The sequence below is a fragment of the Microbacterium sp. bgisy203 genome (assembly GCF_057706945.1).
The window spans coordinates 645935-658348 of the sequence record NZ_JBYIPF010000001.1 but is presented as its reverse complement, the minus strand read 5'-3'; the positions used below and the strand labels follow the sequence as shown (position 1 = coordinate 658348).

The following is a 12414-nucleotide window of genomic DNA, read 5'->3' as shown; positions in this document are numbered from 1 at the left end:
TTCGCCTCCGCGGCATCCGTCGTTTCCGGCGCCCGGGCGACGGGCGTCCGTCATCCTTCAGATATGCTGAAGGTATGTTCCGTTCCCCGCTGACCCTGTTCCGCACGCTCGCCTTCGCCGAGGCGGTGTCGTGGACGCTCCTGATCGCGGGGCTCGTCGTCCGCTCGACCACGGGGTGGGCGCCGGCCGTCACGATCGGGGGAGGCATCCACGGGTTCGTCTTCCTCTCCTACGGGGCGACGGTCGTGCTCGTCGCGCTCAACAACCGGTGGAAGGCCGGTCCGACGATCGTGGCGCTCGTGAGCGCGGTCATCCCCTATGCGACCGTTCCGGCAGAGGTCTGGCTGCATCGCCGCGGTCTTCTCGAGGGCGCCTGGCGCACGAAGCCTGCTTCCGACGCCCCGGATGCGCGCTGGTACGACCGCCCGCTCGCGTGGCTGCTGCGACGGCCGTGGGTGCTCTTCCTCGCCCTTCTCGTCGTGATCGTCGCGATCTTCGCGGTCCTGCTCATCATCGGACCGCCGGTGCCGAAGAGCTGAGCGGGGACAGAGTGCCGCCGCTCGCCGAATCACGGTACGCCGCGCCTCCGACACCGGCGCGGCCCCACTAGCATTGGCGCATGAGTCAGGATGCCCCGCGCTTCAGCCCCGTCATTGCGCTTCTCGCAGTGTCGGCGATGTGGGAGGGCGAGCTGTCGGCGATCCTGCGTGACCTTGGCATCACGACACGCAAGTTCGGACTGCTCGGACACATCTACGCCGAGCCGGGTATCTCGTTCTCCGAGCTGGCGCGCCGTTCGCACATCACGGTGCAGTCCGCGCACACCGCCGTCCGGACGCTGGTCGACGACGGGCTCGTCGAAGACGCGACGGCCCACGCCGGGGCGGCGAGCGACCTCCACGTGACGCCCAAGGGCGCGCTGGTGCTCCAGACGGCGCGCGACCGTCTGTTCGAACTCGACGGGGCGCTCTCGCAGCGGTTGCCGAACGTCGCCGCGTCACTCGACGGCATCCGTGCGGGGATCGTCTGATGCGCGCCGTCGCGCGATGGCTGCTGGCGCTCCTGCTCGGCGCTGCCGGCGTCGGTCACCTCACGCCGTCGGGCCGCCGCGGCTTCCGTATCGTCGTCCCGCCGTGGGCGACGACGCTGCTGCGCACCGACAAGGACACGATCGTCGTCGCCTCGGGTGTCGTCGAGATCATGCTCGCGCTCGGGCTCGTGCTGTTGCCGAAGGAGAAGCGCCGGATCGGCTTCGCCGTCGCGGCCTTCTTCGTCGCGGTGTTCCCCGGCAACGTCTACCAGTGGCAGCAGAAGCGTGACGCCCCGGGGCTCGACACCGACACGAAGCGCCTCGTGCGCCTGTTCCTGCAGCCGGTGCTCGTCGCGTGGGCGGTCTGGTCGACGTCGGGCGACTGATCCGCAGCCGCCGGCGCCGCCGTCAGCGGCGCGTCGACACCGTCACGGTGAATCGAGCGTCGCGGGCGACCTGTCGCGTCGGGCCGATGATGCGCTCCAGTGCGGGCCGGTAGCGGAGCGGCGAGTTCCACACGCACCAGAGCTCACCGCCCGGGCGGAGCACGCGGGCGATGTCGGCGAACATCCGCGGGGCGATCTGGTCGGTCACCGCGGCGCCGGAGTGGAACGGCGGGTTCAGCGCGACGAACGACGCCGACGCGTCGGGGCGGAGCGTGAGCAGGTCGTCGCGCACGACGCGCATCCGGTCGCCCACACCGTTCGCGTCGGCGGTCGCCCGCGCGGACGCGACGGCGGATGCCGACTGGTCGCTGGACCAGATCTCGGCGGCAGGATGCCGCAGCGCAAGCCACGCGCCGACGGAGCCGTTGCCGCACGCCAGGTCGACGAGCGGGTCGTCGGCCGCGCCTCCCGCAAGGTCGGCGGGAAGGTGTGCAAGGAGGAGCCGGGTGCCGTGATCGAGCCGGGCCCCGCCGAAGGTACCGCCGAATGCGCGCAGTTCGACGCCCTCGTCGCGGCCTGCCGCCGGCACCGGCTCCCACCCCACGCGAGGTGTGCGGGCGACGAGCACGCGGGACTTCTGGCGGGCGTGCGTGACGTCCACACGGTCGAACGCCTCGGCGAGCACGTCGTTCATGGCGACGCTCATGTGCTTGATGCGACCGCCGGCGTAGACGACGACGTCGCGGTCGGCGTGCGCGGCGATGAGGCCGGCGATGTCGCGCAGCGTGTCGAGCGAGCGCGGCAGGCGGAGGAGGACGAGCCGCGCGCCCCGGAGGAGCGAGGCGTCGAGCTCCGCGAGCGAGACCACACGGCCCTCCAGATCGAGGCGGGCCGCGTTCTCTGCGAGCGCGCGCTCGCCCGTGAGCGCGTCCTGATGTACGCGGATCCGTTCCGCGCCGTCGCCGGCCCCGGCGTCCCAGGCGGCGCCGAGAGCAAGGGCGCCGTACGCGTCGCTGATGACCACGGTGTCTCCCGCGCGAATGCCTGCGCGTGCGGCGGCCGACTCGTCGAGGATGAGACGATCTGCGGCATCCGATGCGACGAGCCCCGCGCCCTCGATGTCGGGGAAGCGGCGGAGGCGTTCGAAGGGGAAGGTCACCATTCCCCGTCCGGGTCGTCGGGCGCGGCGCCGTCGTCGGATTCGGCGTAGCGCAGGTGAGCGTCTTCGGGCGTGCACGCGTCGCCGACGCGGATGCCGGGGGCGATGAGTCCCTCGGCCTGCAGGCGTTCGAGCTCGGCGACGGTGCGGCGGCGCAGCTCCCACGGGTCGATCGTGTTGACGTAGATCTTCGTGCCGCCCTCGAAGCCGGCAGGTGTCGAGACGCGCCACTTCAGCATGATGCGCCACGGCATCGGCCATGGGGCACCGGGCGGGCGGTAGTGCCACTCCTCGTTCGTCGGCACGAGGGGGCCTGTGGCGGCGTGCAGCGCGTGGACGAGGTCGGAGACGGCGCGGATGCCGGCGGGCGAGTGCTCTTGGGGCAGGTTCGCCGTCGAGGTCGAGTAGACCTCGAGCGTGGGATATCGGTGGCCGACGCCCGCGAAGGCGACCGCGCCGTCGGTCGCCGCGACGACGAGCCCCTCGGCGACCGCGAGATCGGCGATCTCATGCTGGTAGAGGAGCCGGTCGTGGCTCAGCAGGCGCAGTTCGTGGTCGACCTGGGGCCCGTGTTCGTCGATCGCGACGAGCTGCTTGTGCAGGTGCTCGAACGATGCACCCGCCGGGCGCAGCCAGTTCTGGAACACCGCGACGTACGCCGCGTGGGGCTGTGCCGCTTGGATCTCGGCGAGGGAGCGCACCGTGAAGGCGGTGTAGGCGGCGTGCTCGTCGGGGGTGAGCGTGCCCGACGAGGCGAGCTGATCGTCGGTCGTGGCACCGTCGAGCACGTGCCTCCGGGCGACGATGACGTCGTGCGAGCCGCCGAGGAGATCGAGAGCCGCCTCCTCGAGCGACACCGCCACTCCCGAGGCGGCGGCGCGGATGTCGGCGAGCGCCGCGATGTGCGCGCGACCCTCGGCGGTCGACAGGTATTCGCGCGCCCATTCGACGATCGTCGACGGCTGACGGAAGCCGTGGTTCTCACGCCAATACTCGGCCGAGACGATCTCGAAGAGGTTGCCGAACCGCCGGAACTCGGGGGTCGTGTCGCGCAGCCGTGCGGGCGGCACATGGGTGATGGGGGTGAAATCCGGCCCGACCAGGCGGACCTTTTCGGGGGTCGTCTCGAGCTGGCGATCGACGCAGAACGCACAGAGCCGGTCCGACTCGCCCGGCGCGAGGTGCCGCGGCTCGGTGCGCGCCGCGGCGAGCGGGCGGTTCGCGCGGCCCGGAACCGTCCATACCCGGGTGCCCGTGAGGGGGCCGAGCTGTTTGACGGTGCCATCCGGCAGCCGTCGGATCGGGGGAGGTGCACCGGTACTCACTCCTTCACTCTATCGATGATTTCTGCGAAGAAAGATACTAGCCAGAGCCGCACATAGCCCCTAATATGGGAACATGAGTTCCCCTGTCGATGCGCTGACCGACGCGGTCGCCGCTCTCGCGGGCGTGTGGCCCGATGAGCATGTCGAGGGGTGCGAGGCGGGCAGACTCGTCGAGATGAACCGGCTGGTCGGGCAGGTGCGGCGCCTGGTGGATGCCGCCGCTGTGCAGGTGGCCTCGGAGATCTCGCGGCAGTCACGACCCGAACTGGGAGCCGATTCCCTCGCCAAGCGGCAGGGGCATCGCAACGCGACCGTGATGCTCGCCACGACGCTCGGCACCACGACGGGAGAGGCGTCGAAGCTCATCGACGTCGGCGCGGCGACCGTGCCACAGTTGCGCCTCTCCGGCGAGGCCGCGCCAGCCCGGCATCCGCACGTCGGCGCCGGGGTCGCGTCCGGGCGGATCGGGCGCGATGCGGCCGCGGCGATCATCCGCATGCTCGATGGAGTCGAGCAACGGGTGGGCTCTTCGCGCCTCGACGAGGCCGAGGAGCATCTCGCCGCGCAAGCTCCGGGCTTGGATCTGCCGTCGCTGCAGCGATTGCTCGTGCGCATGGAGGCGCACCTCGATCCCGACGGCGTCGCGCCGAAGGAGGAGGATCTGCGCGCCCGCACGTTCCTCTCCGCGCGGCAGGATGCCTCGGGCGGCGTGACGTTGAAGGGATTCTTCGACCCGAGTCGCGGCGCGGTGGTGCTGAACCTCGTCGACGCGATGGTCACGGCCGAACTCCATCGACAGCGCGATGCCGAGACGAGGGGCAACGGTCTCCCGCCGCGTCCCATCCCGGAGATGCAGGCCGACGCCTTGATCGCGATCTGCGCGCACTACTCGGGGTGCACGGCAACGAATCAGACGTTGCCCGGCGCGACCGTCGTGGTGCGCGTCGCCTTCGACGACCTCCAGTCCGGCGCGGGTGTCGGGCTGATCGACGGCATCGACCAGCCGGTGTGTATCTCGACGGTGCGGCGGATGGCGGCGGGCGGCGGCGTCATTCCCGCGGTCCTCGGCGGTGAGTCGGAGATCCTCGACTGGGGGCGGGAGAAGAGGCTGTTCACGACGGCGCAGAAGCGCGCGATCACGACACGCGACGGCGGATGCATCGGGTGCGGCGCCCCGCCGGGAAGATCGCGGGTGCACCACATCGACTGGTGGTCGCACGGCGGACGAACAGACGCCGCGAACGGATGCCTGCTCTGCGACGCGTGTCATCATCTGATCCACGATCAGGGCTGGGAGATTCGGATCGACGGGCCAGGGATCGCGGCGGCGGTGTGGCTCATCCCACCCCCGCACGTGGATGCCGCGCGCACGCCACGACCTGCGGCGGCGACGTCGGCGCGGATGCCCGAAGCGGCAGCGTGAGGGCGGGCGGGTTCGTGCGCGGGGCGCGGGGGTACGGGGGCACGGGGTGCGGGTTCGTGCGCGGGGCGCGTGCCGTGCAGTGGGGGCGCCGGGGCACGGGGGCACGGGGTGCGGGTTCGTGCGCGGGGCGCGTGCCGTGCAGTGGGGGCGCCGGGGCGCGTGCGGGTGCGCCTGAAGCGGAGCGGTTAGTGCCGCCGAGGCGGCGCGCAAGGGGGAGACGCCGAGGGGTCAGCACGGGCACACTGGACACATGAAGACATTCGCGCGGTGGCTGCTCGGCGGCGCCATGGTATTCGCCGGCCTGAGTCACCTCTTCTGGGCGCGGAAGGACTTCCAGGCGCAGGTGCCCGACGCCGTGACCGACCTCCTGCCGATCGACACCGACGGCGTCGTCGTCGCGTCGGGGGCCGTCGAGATCATGCTCGGTGCGGCTCTCGTCGCTCTGCCGAAAGAGCGACGCCGGATCGGGAACATCCTCGCGGCGTTCTTCGTCGCCGTCTTCCCGGGCAACATCGAGCAGGCGGTGAAGCATCGCTCGGCGTTCGGTCTCGACACCGACCAGAAGCGGATCGTGCGCCTCTTCTTCCAACCGCTGCTGGTCGCGTGGGCGCTCTGGTCGACCCGCGACTGATCTGCCCACCACGCGAGTGACGCCGATCCCGCCCACATGGCGGCATGGCGGGCGTCAGCGCACCGCCGCGTAGAGGTGCTCCGGGCGGCCGGTCGAGCCGTACCGGAGGCGCACCTCGACCTGTCCGCGGGTGGCGAGCGCCGAGAGGTGACGCTGTGCGGTCGCCCGCGACACCCCGGCGCGGTCGGCGATCTCCGTCGACGACGCCTCGTCGTCGCCGAGCGCGTCGAGGACGACCTGTTCGGTCACCGAGCGCGATACGCTCGCCCGCGCGGCGTCTGCCAGCACGGCGAGAGCGCGGTCCACGTCGCCCTGCCGCAGCGCGTGGTCGCCGCTCACGAGGTTCCGGAACCGCACGTACCGGTCGAGCCGCTCGACGAGCTCGCGCTTCTCGAACGGCTTCATCAGGTACCCCCGTTCATGGCCTGACGACCGCCCCGCCCGATACACCGGCGGGCACGGCGAGCGGACCTGAGAAGGGGACCGGATGCCGAGGCATCCGGTCCCCTCTGTGCGGGTGTCAGCGCCGAGCGGTCAGCTCTTCGCCTCGGCCTTCGCGTCGACCGTGACGGTGCCGGTCTCGGCGGCGAGACGCTCGCGGTCGACCCGGTCGAGCTCGCGCAGCGAGATGCCCTTCGTCTCCCGCATGGAGATCACGGCGACGAGGGTGATGGCCGCGGCGATCGCCAGATACACGGCGATTGGTACGTAGCTCGCGTACGCCGACAGGAGCGCCGTCGCGATGATCGGTGCGAGCGAGCCCGCGACGATCGACGTGACCTGGTAGCCGATCGAGACGCCCGAGTAGCGCATGCGCGTCGGGAACATCTCGGCCATGATCGCCGGCTGCGGCGCGTACATGAAGGAGTGGATCACCAGGCCCAGGCAGATCGCCAGGATGATGATGACCGGTTCCTTCGTGTTGAACATCGGGAAGGCGATGAAGCCCCACGCAGCCGCGCCGATCGTGCCGATCGTGTAGACCGGCTTGCGTCCCACGACATCCGCGAGGCGACCGACGATCGGGATCACGATCATGTGCACGACGTGGGCGATCGCGATCATCGCGAGCACGGAGGCCGTGTCCATCTCGAGGTACTTCTGCAGGTACACGATCGAGAACGTCACCACGAGGTAGTACATGATGTTCTCCGCGAAGCGCAGGCCCATCGCCGTCACGACACCGCGGGGGTAGCGCTTGATGACCTCGAACACGCCGTAGCTGACGTGCTCCTTGGCCTGCACCTCCTCCTGCGCCTCGAGGAAGATCGGGGCGTCGGAGACCTTCGTGCGGATGTAGTACCCGATCGCGACGATCACGACCGAGAGCCAGAACGCGACGCGCCAGCCCCAGGCGAGGAAGGCGTCGGCCGGGAGCGACCAGTTCAGCACGAGCAGCACGATCGTCGCGATCAGGTTGCCGATCGGTACCGCCGCCTGGGGGAACGACGACCAGAAGCCGCGCGACTTGTCGGGGGAGTGCTCGGCGACCAGCAGCACGCCCCCGCCCCACTCGCCGCCGACCGCGAAGCCCTGCGCGAAGCGGAGGACGACGAGGAGGATGGGCGCGAGGTAGCCGACCTGCTGGAACGTCGGGAGGCATCCCATGAGGAACGTCGCGACGCCGACGAGCACGATCGCGACCTGCAGGAGCTTCTTGCGTCCGTACTTGTCGCCGAAGTGGCCGAACACGATGCCGCCGAGCGGGCGCGCGACGAAGCCGACCGCGTAGGTGACGAACGCCGCGATGATGCCGGCGTAGGGGTCGTCGGACGGCGGGAACATGATGAGGCCGAAGACCAGGGTTGCGGCGGTGGCGTAGAGGAAGAACTCGTACCATTCGACGATCGTCCCGGCCATCGCCGCGGTGACGACGCGACGCAGACTCGACTCTTTGTACTCTGCGTAAACGCTGTCGGGGGGTGTGGCTGTAGCCATGCGCTGATACCTCCTTGTAGAGCGCGAAGTGGCACAGGGGGAGTGCCGATGAGTGACGGTACCTGAAACGTGATTCAGGTACAAGACCCACGCCTGCACACTCCCTGTGCGGGCGCGCACAGGAGAGACCGAGACGAGCGCCCCGCGGGAGTCAGGAGGAGGTCGCGGGCGTGTCGGTGTGCAGGCGCACGCGGACGATGTTCGTCGACTCGTCGATGTCGGCGACGTCGGGGTGGGCCTTCACGAAATCGGAGAACGATCGGTGTCCGAGCGCCTTCTCGCTGAAGGACGGGTCCATGCGCTTGAGCAGGTTCTTCACTGCCGACAGGTGCACCCACTCCTCGTCGGTGCGCTCGCGCTCGAGGATGAGCGCGCGACGGAGGAGGTCGGCCGAGGGATCTTCGGCCTTCTTGCGCCGGCGCGCCCCGGAGGCGGGTGCGGATGCCGCGGCATCCGCCTTCTTCGGGGCGGTGGATGCCGGCGGCACCACGCCGGGGAGCGAGTCGTAGGAGTCGAACTGGTCGCACGCCGCGGCGAGCGACTTCGCCGTGGACCCGGCGACCCCGACGCCCACGACGACCCGGCCGAGCCGCTTGCAGCGCTGCGCGAGCGGGACGTAGTCGCTGTCTCCGGCGACGATCACGACGTGCGTGAGGTCGGGCAGGCGGAACATGTCCTCGACAGTGTCGACCGCGAGGCGGATGTCGGCGCCGTTCTTCGCGTAGGCGGCGGCGGGGAAGAGCTGGACGAGGTCGACGGCGCGCGCGACGAGCTGCGAGCGGTAGAACGCGTTCACGGGCGAGGACCAGTCGGCGTAGGCGCGTGTGAGGACCAGCGTGCCGAACGACGCGGCGTAGTCGATGATCGCGCCGACGTCGATCGTCGCCTCCTTGAGCTTCCGGGCGATCTCGGGCTCGTCGGGGTCGGCGATGATCTTCTGCCGGTCACCGGCGTAGGCGTTCCGTCCGTGCACCCGGTCGTACCAGCTCATCACGATGTTGTCGAAGTCGAGGTAGACGGCGACGCGGGGGTTCTGCAGGTCGGGCACGGTCACTGGCTCCTGTCGGATGCGTTCGGGTAGACGACGCCGAGCTGCGCGCGGATGTCGTCGAGGGTCTGCATGATCGCGACCGACTCCGCGAAGGGCAGGATGTCGCCGTCGGTGCGCCCGGCGCGCAGCAGCTCTTCGGCGTAGAGCGCCTGGAACTGCATGCCGCGCCCCTCGATGCGGGAGATGTACTCCTCGCGGACATCGCCGTCCGGCCCGACGAGGCGGAACGAGGTCGGCGTGTACCAGACCCGGTCGATGTCGATGCGAGCCTCGGTGCCGACGACGTGTGCGGTGTTCGGCCCCGCTGCGCGCGAGCTCGTCGCGATCGAGGAGACCGCGCCCGAGGGGTGGCGGAGCGCGATCGACGCCTCGGTGTCGGCTCCCGTCTCACCCAGACGCCCGAGCGCCCGCGCGTCGGTCGCGGGGCCGAGGATGTCGACCGCGAACGACACCGGATAGATGCCGAGGTCGAGCAGCGCGCCGCCGCCGAGCTCGAGCGCGTTCAGGCGGTGGTTCGGGTCGTCGGTGATCCGCTGGGTGTGATCGGCGATGACCGTGCGCACCTCGCCGAGCGCCCCGGAGGCGACGAGTTCGCGGATCCGCACCATGTGCGGCAGGTAGCGCGTCCACATCGCCTCCATCGCGAGGAGTCCGCGCTCGGCGGCGGCATCGCGGATCGCGATCGCCTCCGCGGCATCCAGCGTCACGGCCTTCTCGATGAGGACGTTCTTGCCCGCCTCGAGGGCGAGCAGGGCGTGCGCCGCGTGGTGGCTGTGCGGGGAGGCGACGTAGACGATGTCGACGTCCGGATCGGCGACGAGGTCTTCGTAGGAGCCGTGCGCGCGCGGGATGCCGTACTGCTCCGCGAACTCCCGTGCGGAGTCGGCGCGGCGCGAGCCCACCGCCGCGATGTCGAGGCCCGCGGTGCGCAGGTCTTGCGTGAACGCGTGGGCGATGCCGCCCGTCGCGAGGATGCCCCATCGGATGCTGTGTGTGCCGCTGTCGCTCATGCCTCGAGCCTACCGAGCAGTGCCGTCGCGGTGCCGTTCGGACCCGTGCCGTCGAGCGCCTAGTCTCGATGCGTGAGCACTCCCGCCGACGAAGATCGTGCCGCCCTCGATCGTTTCCGTGAACTCCTCCGGATTCCCACCGTGTCGCACGCCGATGAGTCGATCATCGACTGGCAGGCCTACGAGCAGTTCCGCACGGCGCTCGAGCGGCTCTACCCCCGCACCCACGAGGTGCTCACGCGCGAGGTGATCGACGGGCACTCGCTCCTGTACCGCTGGGAAGGGCTGTCACAGGCCGACCCGCTTGTCCTCATGGCGCATCTGGACGTCGTGCCGGTGAAGCCCGAGGAGTGGGAGTACGACCCGTTCGCCGCCGAGATCGTCGGCGCGGGGGCGGATGCCGCAATCCATGCGCGCGGCGCGATCGACGACAAGGGGTCACTCGTCGCGATCATGGAGGCGATCGAGCATCTCGTCGCCGAGGGTTTCACCCCTGCGCGCGACGTCTACCTGTCTTTCGGGCACAACGAGGAGACCGCCGGCGGCGGCGCGCGGGCGATCGTCGCGGCGCTGGCGCAGCGCGGCGTGACACCCGGGCTCGTCCTCGACGAGGGCGGCGCGGTCGTCGACGGCGCCGTGCCGGGCGTTGCGACTCAGACCGCCATGGTGGGCGTTGCCGAACGCGGCGTCATGACGATCATCCTCACGGCCCGTGAGGCCGGGGGGCACGCCTCGACGCCGCCCGCCATGCCCGCGACCGCCCGGCTCGCACGGGCCATCGATCGGCTGCGGAGGCATCCGTTCCCCACGCGGATCACTCCGCCGGTCCGCGCCCTCTTCGCGACCGTCGCCCCGCACACGGACGGGGCCCTCGGGTGGGTGTTCGGGAACCTCCGGCTCACTGGGCCCCTCCTCGCGAAGGTGTTCCCGTTCCTCGGGCCCGAGATGAACGCGATGGTGCGGACGACGGTCGTGGCGACGGAGCTCTCCGGCGCGCCCGGCGAGAACGTCCTCGCCACGCGGGCGCAGGCCTCGCTCAACATCCGGCTGCTGACCGGCGACACGGTCGACGGCGCCGCGGCGCGCGTCCGCCGCGTGATCGCCGACCCCGAGGTGGAGATCGAGGTGCGGCACGGATCCGACCCGTCGCCCGTGTCGCCGTGGCGCGGCGAACCGTGGCGCCGGATCGCAGGAGCGGTGGCGAGCTCCCTCGGAGGCGACGTCGTGACCACCCCGTACATCCAGCTGGGCGCGAGCGACAGTCGCTGGTTCACGGCGATCTCATCGCACGTCTACCGCTTCACGCCGTTCCACCTGACGCCGTCCGAGCGCGAGGCGCTGCACGCGCACAACGAGCGCATCCGCGTCGACTCGTGGCTCGCCGGGATCGGGTTCTACCGCGATCTCGTGCGGGCGAGCTGACCCGCGGACACCCGGCGTCGACACCCGGCGCCGCTCAGGGGACGAGAACGATCTTCCCGTCGGTGCCCGCCTCGACGAGGCGATGCGCCTCGGCGGCGTCGGTGAGAGGCAGCTCCGGGCCGAGGTCGACCGAGAAGGCGCCGGCCGCCATCAGGGCGATGGTCACGGGCATCGCCTCGGCTCGCCACGCCTGCTCCGCCGCGGTGAGGGGCACGGGACTGCCGCCCATGAAGGCGCGGATGCCGAGACCCGCCGCATCGGCGCCGCGCACGAGGGTCGCGATGCGGGTCTTGTCGGCGACGAGCTCGATCGACTGAGCGAGCGCCTCGTCGGTGCCCGCGAGGTCGATCGCGACCGTGACACTGTCGGGCGCGAGCTCTCGCACGCGCGCGACGACGCCGTCGCCGTAGGGGATCGGCGTCGCACCGAGCTCGGCGACGCGCGCGGCGCGGCGGTCGCTCGTCGTTGCGATGACGCGTGCTCCGGCGAGGACGGCGAACTGGATGACGGCCTGGCCGACCGACCCCGACCCGCCGTGGACGAGCACCGTGTCGTGGGCGCCGACAGCGAGCGAGCGGACGGTCTGGTAGGCCGTGCCGACGGGAACGCCGAGGGCCGCGCCCTGAGCCGCGGACACCTGCGGCGGACGCGGCTCGAGGTGCTCGGGGGTGGTGACGAGGTCGGTCGCGTAGGCGCCGGTCGCGCCGAAGACGACGACGGTATCTCCCACGCGGAAGCCTTCGACGCCCTCGCCGACGGCGGTCACGACGCCCGCGGCATCCGAACCGACGCCGCGCGGTGCGGTGATGGGCGGCGACGGGCGCTTTCCGGAGCGGAGCTTCGCGTCGATCGGGTTGACGCCGACGGCCTCGATGCGAACGGCGACCTCGCCCGCGCCGGCGGCAGGGGTGTCGATCTCGGTGGCGGTGAGGACCTCGGGTCCTCCGACGGCGGTGTAGGTGATCGCGGTGCTCATAGTGGGGTCAACACTACGGACTCGGGATTCTTCCCGGGCAGTGCCGACCAGTGGGGTGGGTAG

The 12414-nt window shown here is 70.9% G+C and carries 13 protein-coding genes; 6 read left to right on the top strand and 7 right to left on the bottom strand.

The features are described from left to right. The first annotated feature begins 74 nt into the window (after window positions 1-74). The 3 genes from AC3ENQ_RS03160 to AC3ENQ_RS03150 all read left to right on the top strand — a co-directional run bounded on the left by AC3ENQ_RS03160 (window position 75) and on the right by AC3ENQ_RS03150 (window position 1416). Window positions 75-539, top strand: coding sequence for a DUF3817 domain-containing protein (locus AC3ENQ_RS03160; protein ID WP_431801587.1), 465 nt, complete (start codon window positions 75-77; stop codon window positions 537-539). 80 nt (window positions 540-619) lie between these two features. After that, window positions 620-1030, top strand: coding sequence for a MarR family winged helix-turn-helix transcriptional regulator (locus AC3ENQ_RS03155; protein ID WP_431801585.1), 411 nt, complete (start codon window positions 620-622; stop codon window positions 1028-1030). After that, window positions 1030-1416 carry a DoxX family protein gene (locus tag AC3ENQ_RS03150; RefSeq protein ID WP_431801583.1) on the top strand — a complete coding sequence of 129 codons (387 nt, stop codon included), beginning with the start codon at window positions 1030-1032 and terminating at the stop codon, window positions 1414-1416. The genes AC3ENQ_RS03155 and AC3ENQ_RS03150 overlap by 1 nt, the downstream gene beginning before the upstream one ends. Before the next feature lie 22 nt (window positions 1417-1438). On the opposite strand, the gene AC3ENQ_RS03145 is transcribed toward AC3ENQ_RS03150, so the two are convergent. Both AC3ENQ_RS03145 and AC3ENQ_RS03140 read right to left on the bottom strand, forming a co-directional pair. Next, window positions 1439-2578, bottom strand: a complete 1140-nt coding sequence (locus AC3ENQ_RS03145; protein WP_431801581.1) for a class I SAM-dependent methyltransferase — start codon at window positions 2576-2578, stop codon at window positions 1439-1441. Next, complete coding sequence (locus tag AC3ENQ_RS03140) at window positions 2572-3900, bottom strand: DUF4921 family protein (protein WP_431801579.1); 1329 nt, start codon at window positions 3898-3900, stop codon at window positions 2572-2574. The genes AC3ENQ_RS03145 and AC3ENQ_RS03140 overlap by 7 nt, the downstream gene beginning before the upstream one ends. Before the next feature lie 73 nt (window positions 3901-3973). Between AC3ENQ_RS03140 and AC3ENQ_RS03135 the strand changes: the two genes are divergently transcribed. Both AC3ENQ_RS03135 and AC3ENQ_RS03130 read left to right on the top strand, forming a co-directional pair. After that, window positions 3974-5323, top strand: coding sequence for an HNH endonuclease (locus AC3ENQ_RS03135; RefSeq protein WP_431801577.1), 1350 nt, complete (start codon window positions 3974-3976; stop codon window positions 5321-5323). A gap of 250 nt (window positions 5324-5573) precedes the next feature. Further along, window positions 5574-5954, top strand: a complete 381-nt coding sequence (locus tag AC3ENQ_RS03130) for a DoxX family protein (RefSeq protein WP_431801575.1) — start codon at window positions 5574-5576, stop codon at window positions 5952-5954. Window positions 5955-6008: 54 nt separating this feature from the next. Here the strand turns inward: AC3ENQ_RS03130 and AC3ENQ_RS03125 are convergent, their stop codons facing one another. The 4 genes from AC3ENQ_RS03125 to AC3ENQ_RS03110 all read right to left on the bottom strand — a co-directional run bounded on the left by AC3ENQ_RS03125 (window position 6009) and on the right by AC3ENQ_RS03110 (window position 9953). After that, window positions 6009-6359, bottom strand: coding sequence for a helix-turn-helix domain-containing protein (locus tag AC3ENQ_RS03125; protein ID WP_431801573.1), 351 nt, complete (start codon window positions 6357-6359; stop codon window positions 6009-6011). Window positions 6360-6488: 129 nt separating this feature from the next. Next, window positions 6489-7892, bottom strand: coding sequence for an MFS transporter (locus tag AC3ENQ_RS03120; RefSeq protein ID WP_431801571.1), 1404 nt, complete (start codon window positions 7890-7892; stop codon window positions 6489-6491). A 151-nt stretch (window positions 7893-8043) separates the two neighbouring features. Beyond that, a complete protein-coding gene (locus tag AC3ENQ_RS03115) occupies window positions 8044-8940 on the bottom strand; it encodes an NYN domain-containing protein (RefSeq protein WP_431801569.1) in 897 nt (298 codons plus the stop codon). A 2-nt stretch (window positions 8941-8942) separates the two neighbouring features. Further along, window positions 8943-9953, bottom strand: a complete 1011-nt coding sequence (locus AC3ENQ_RS03110; protein ID WP_431801567.1) for a Gfo/Idh/MocA family protein — start codon at window positions 9951-9953, stop codon at window positions 8943-8945. A gap of 72 nt (window positions 9954-10025) precedes the next feature. Here AC3ENQ_RS03110 and AC3ENQ_RS03105 point away from each other — a divergent pair, with 72 nt between their 5' ends. Further along, window positions 10026-11375, top strand: a complete 1350-nt coding sequence (locus AC3ENQ_RS03105; RefSeq protein WP_431801565.1) for a M20/M25/M40 family metallo-hydrolase — start codon at window positions 10026-10028, stop codon at window positions 11373-11375. 34 nt (window positions 11376-11409) lie between these two features. On the opposite strand, the gene AC3ENQ_RS03100 is transcribed toward AC3ENQ_RS03105, so the two are convergent. Further along, window positions 11410-12351, bottom strand: a complete 942-nt coding sequence (locus AC3ENQ_RS03100; RefSeq protein ID WP_431801563.1) for a quinone oxidoreductase family protein — start codon at window positions 12349-12351, stop codon at window positions 11410-11412. Window positions 12352-12414 lie beyond the last annotated feature (63 nt).

Excerpts from the sequence above, each read along its gene's own strand:
- AC3ENQ_RS03145 (WP_431801581.1), bottom strand. The coding sequence starts at position 2,578 with ATGGTGACCTTCCCCTTCGAACGCCTCCGCCGCTTCCCCGACATCGAG.
- AC3ENQ_RS03160 (WP_431801587.1), top strand. The coding sequence starts at position 75 with ATGTTCCGTTCCCCGCTGACCCTGTTCCGCACGCTCGCCTTCGCCGAG.
- AC3ENQ_RS03130 (WP_431801575.1), top strand. The coding sequence starts at position 5,574 with ATGAAGACATTCGCGCGGTGGCTGCTCGGCGGCGCCATGGTATTCGCC.
- AC3ENQ_RS03120 (WP_431801571.1), bottom strand. The coding sequence starts at position 7,892 with ATGGCTACAGCCACACCCCCCGACAGCGTTTACGCAGAGTACAAAGAG.
- AC3ENQ_RS03100 (WP_431801563.1), bottom strand. The coding sequence starts at position 12,351 with ATGAGCACCGCGATCACCTACACCGCCGTCGGAGGACCCGAGGTCCTC.
- AC3ENQ_RS03135 (WP_431801577.1), top strand. The coding sequence starts at position 3,974 with ATGAGTTCCCCTGTCGATGCGCTGACCGACGCGGTCGCCGCTCTCGCG.
- AC3ENQ_RS03150 (WP_431801583.1), top strand. The coding sequence starts at position 1,030 with ATGCGCGCCGTCGCGCGATGGCTGCTGGCGCTCCTGCTCGGCGCTGCC.
- AC3ENQ_RS03125 (WP_431801573.1), bottom strand. The coding sequence starts at position 6,359 with ATGAAGCCGTTCGAGAAGCGCGAGCTCGTCGAGCGGCTCGACCGGTAC.
- AC3ENQ_RS03110 (WP_431801567.1), bottom strand. The coding sequence starts at position 9,953 with ATGAGCGACAGCGGCACACACAGCATCCGATGGGGCATCCTCGCGACG.
- AC3ENQ_RS03155 (WP_431801585.1), top strand. The coding sequence starts at position 620 with ATGAGTCAGGATGCCCCGCGCTTCAGCCCCGTCATTGCGCTTCTCGCA.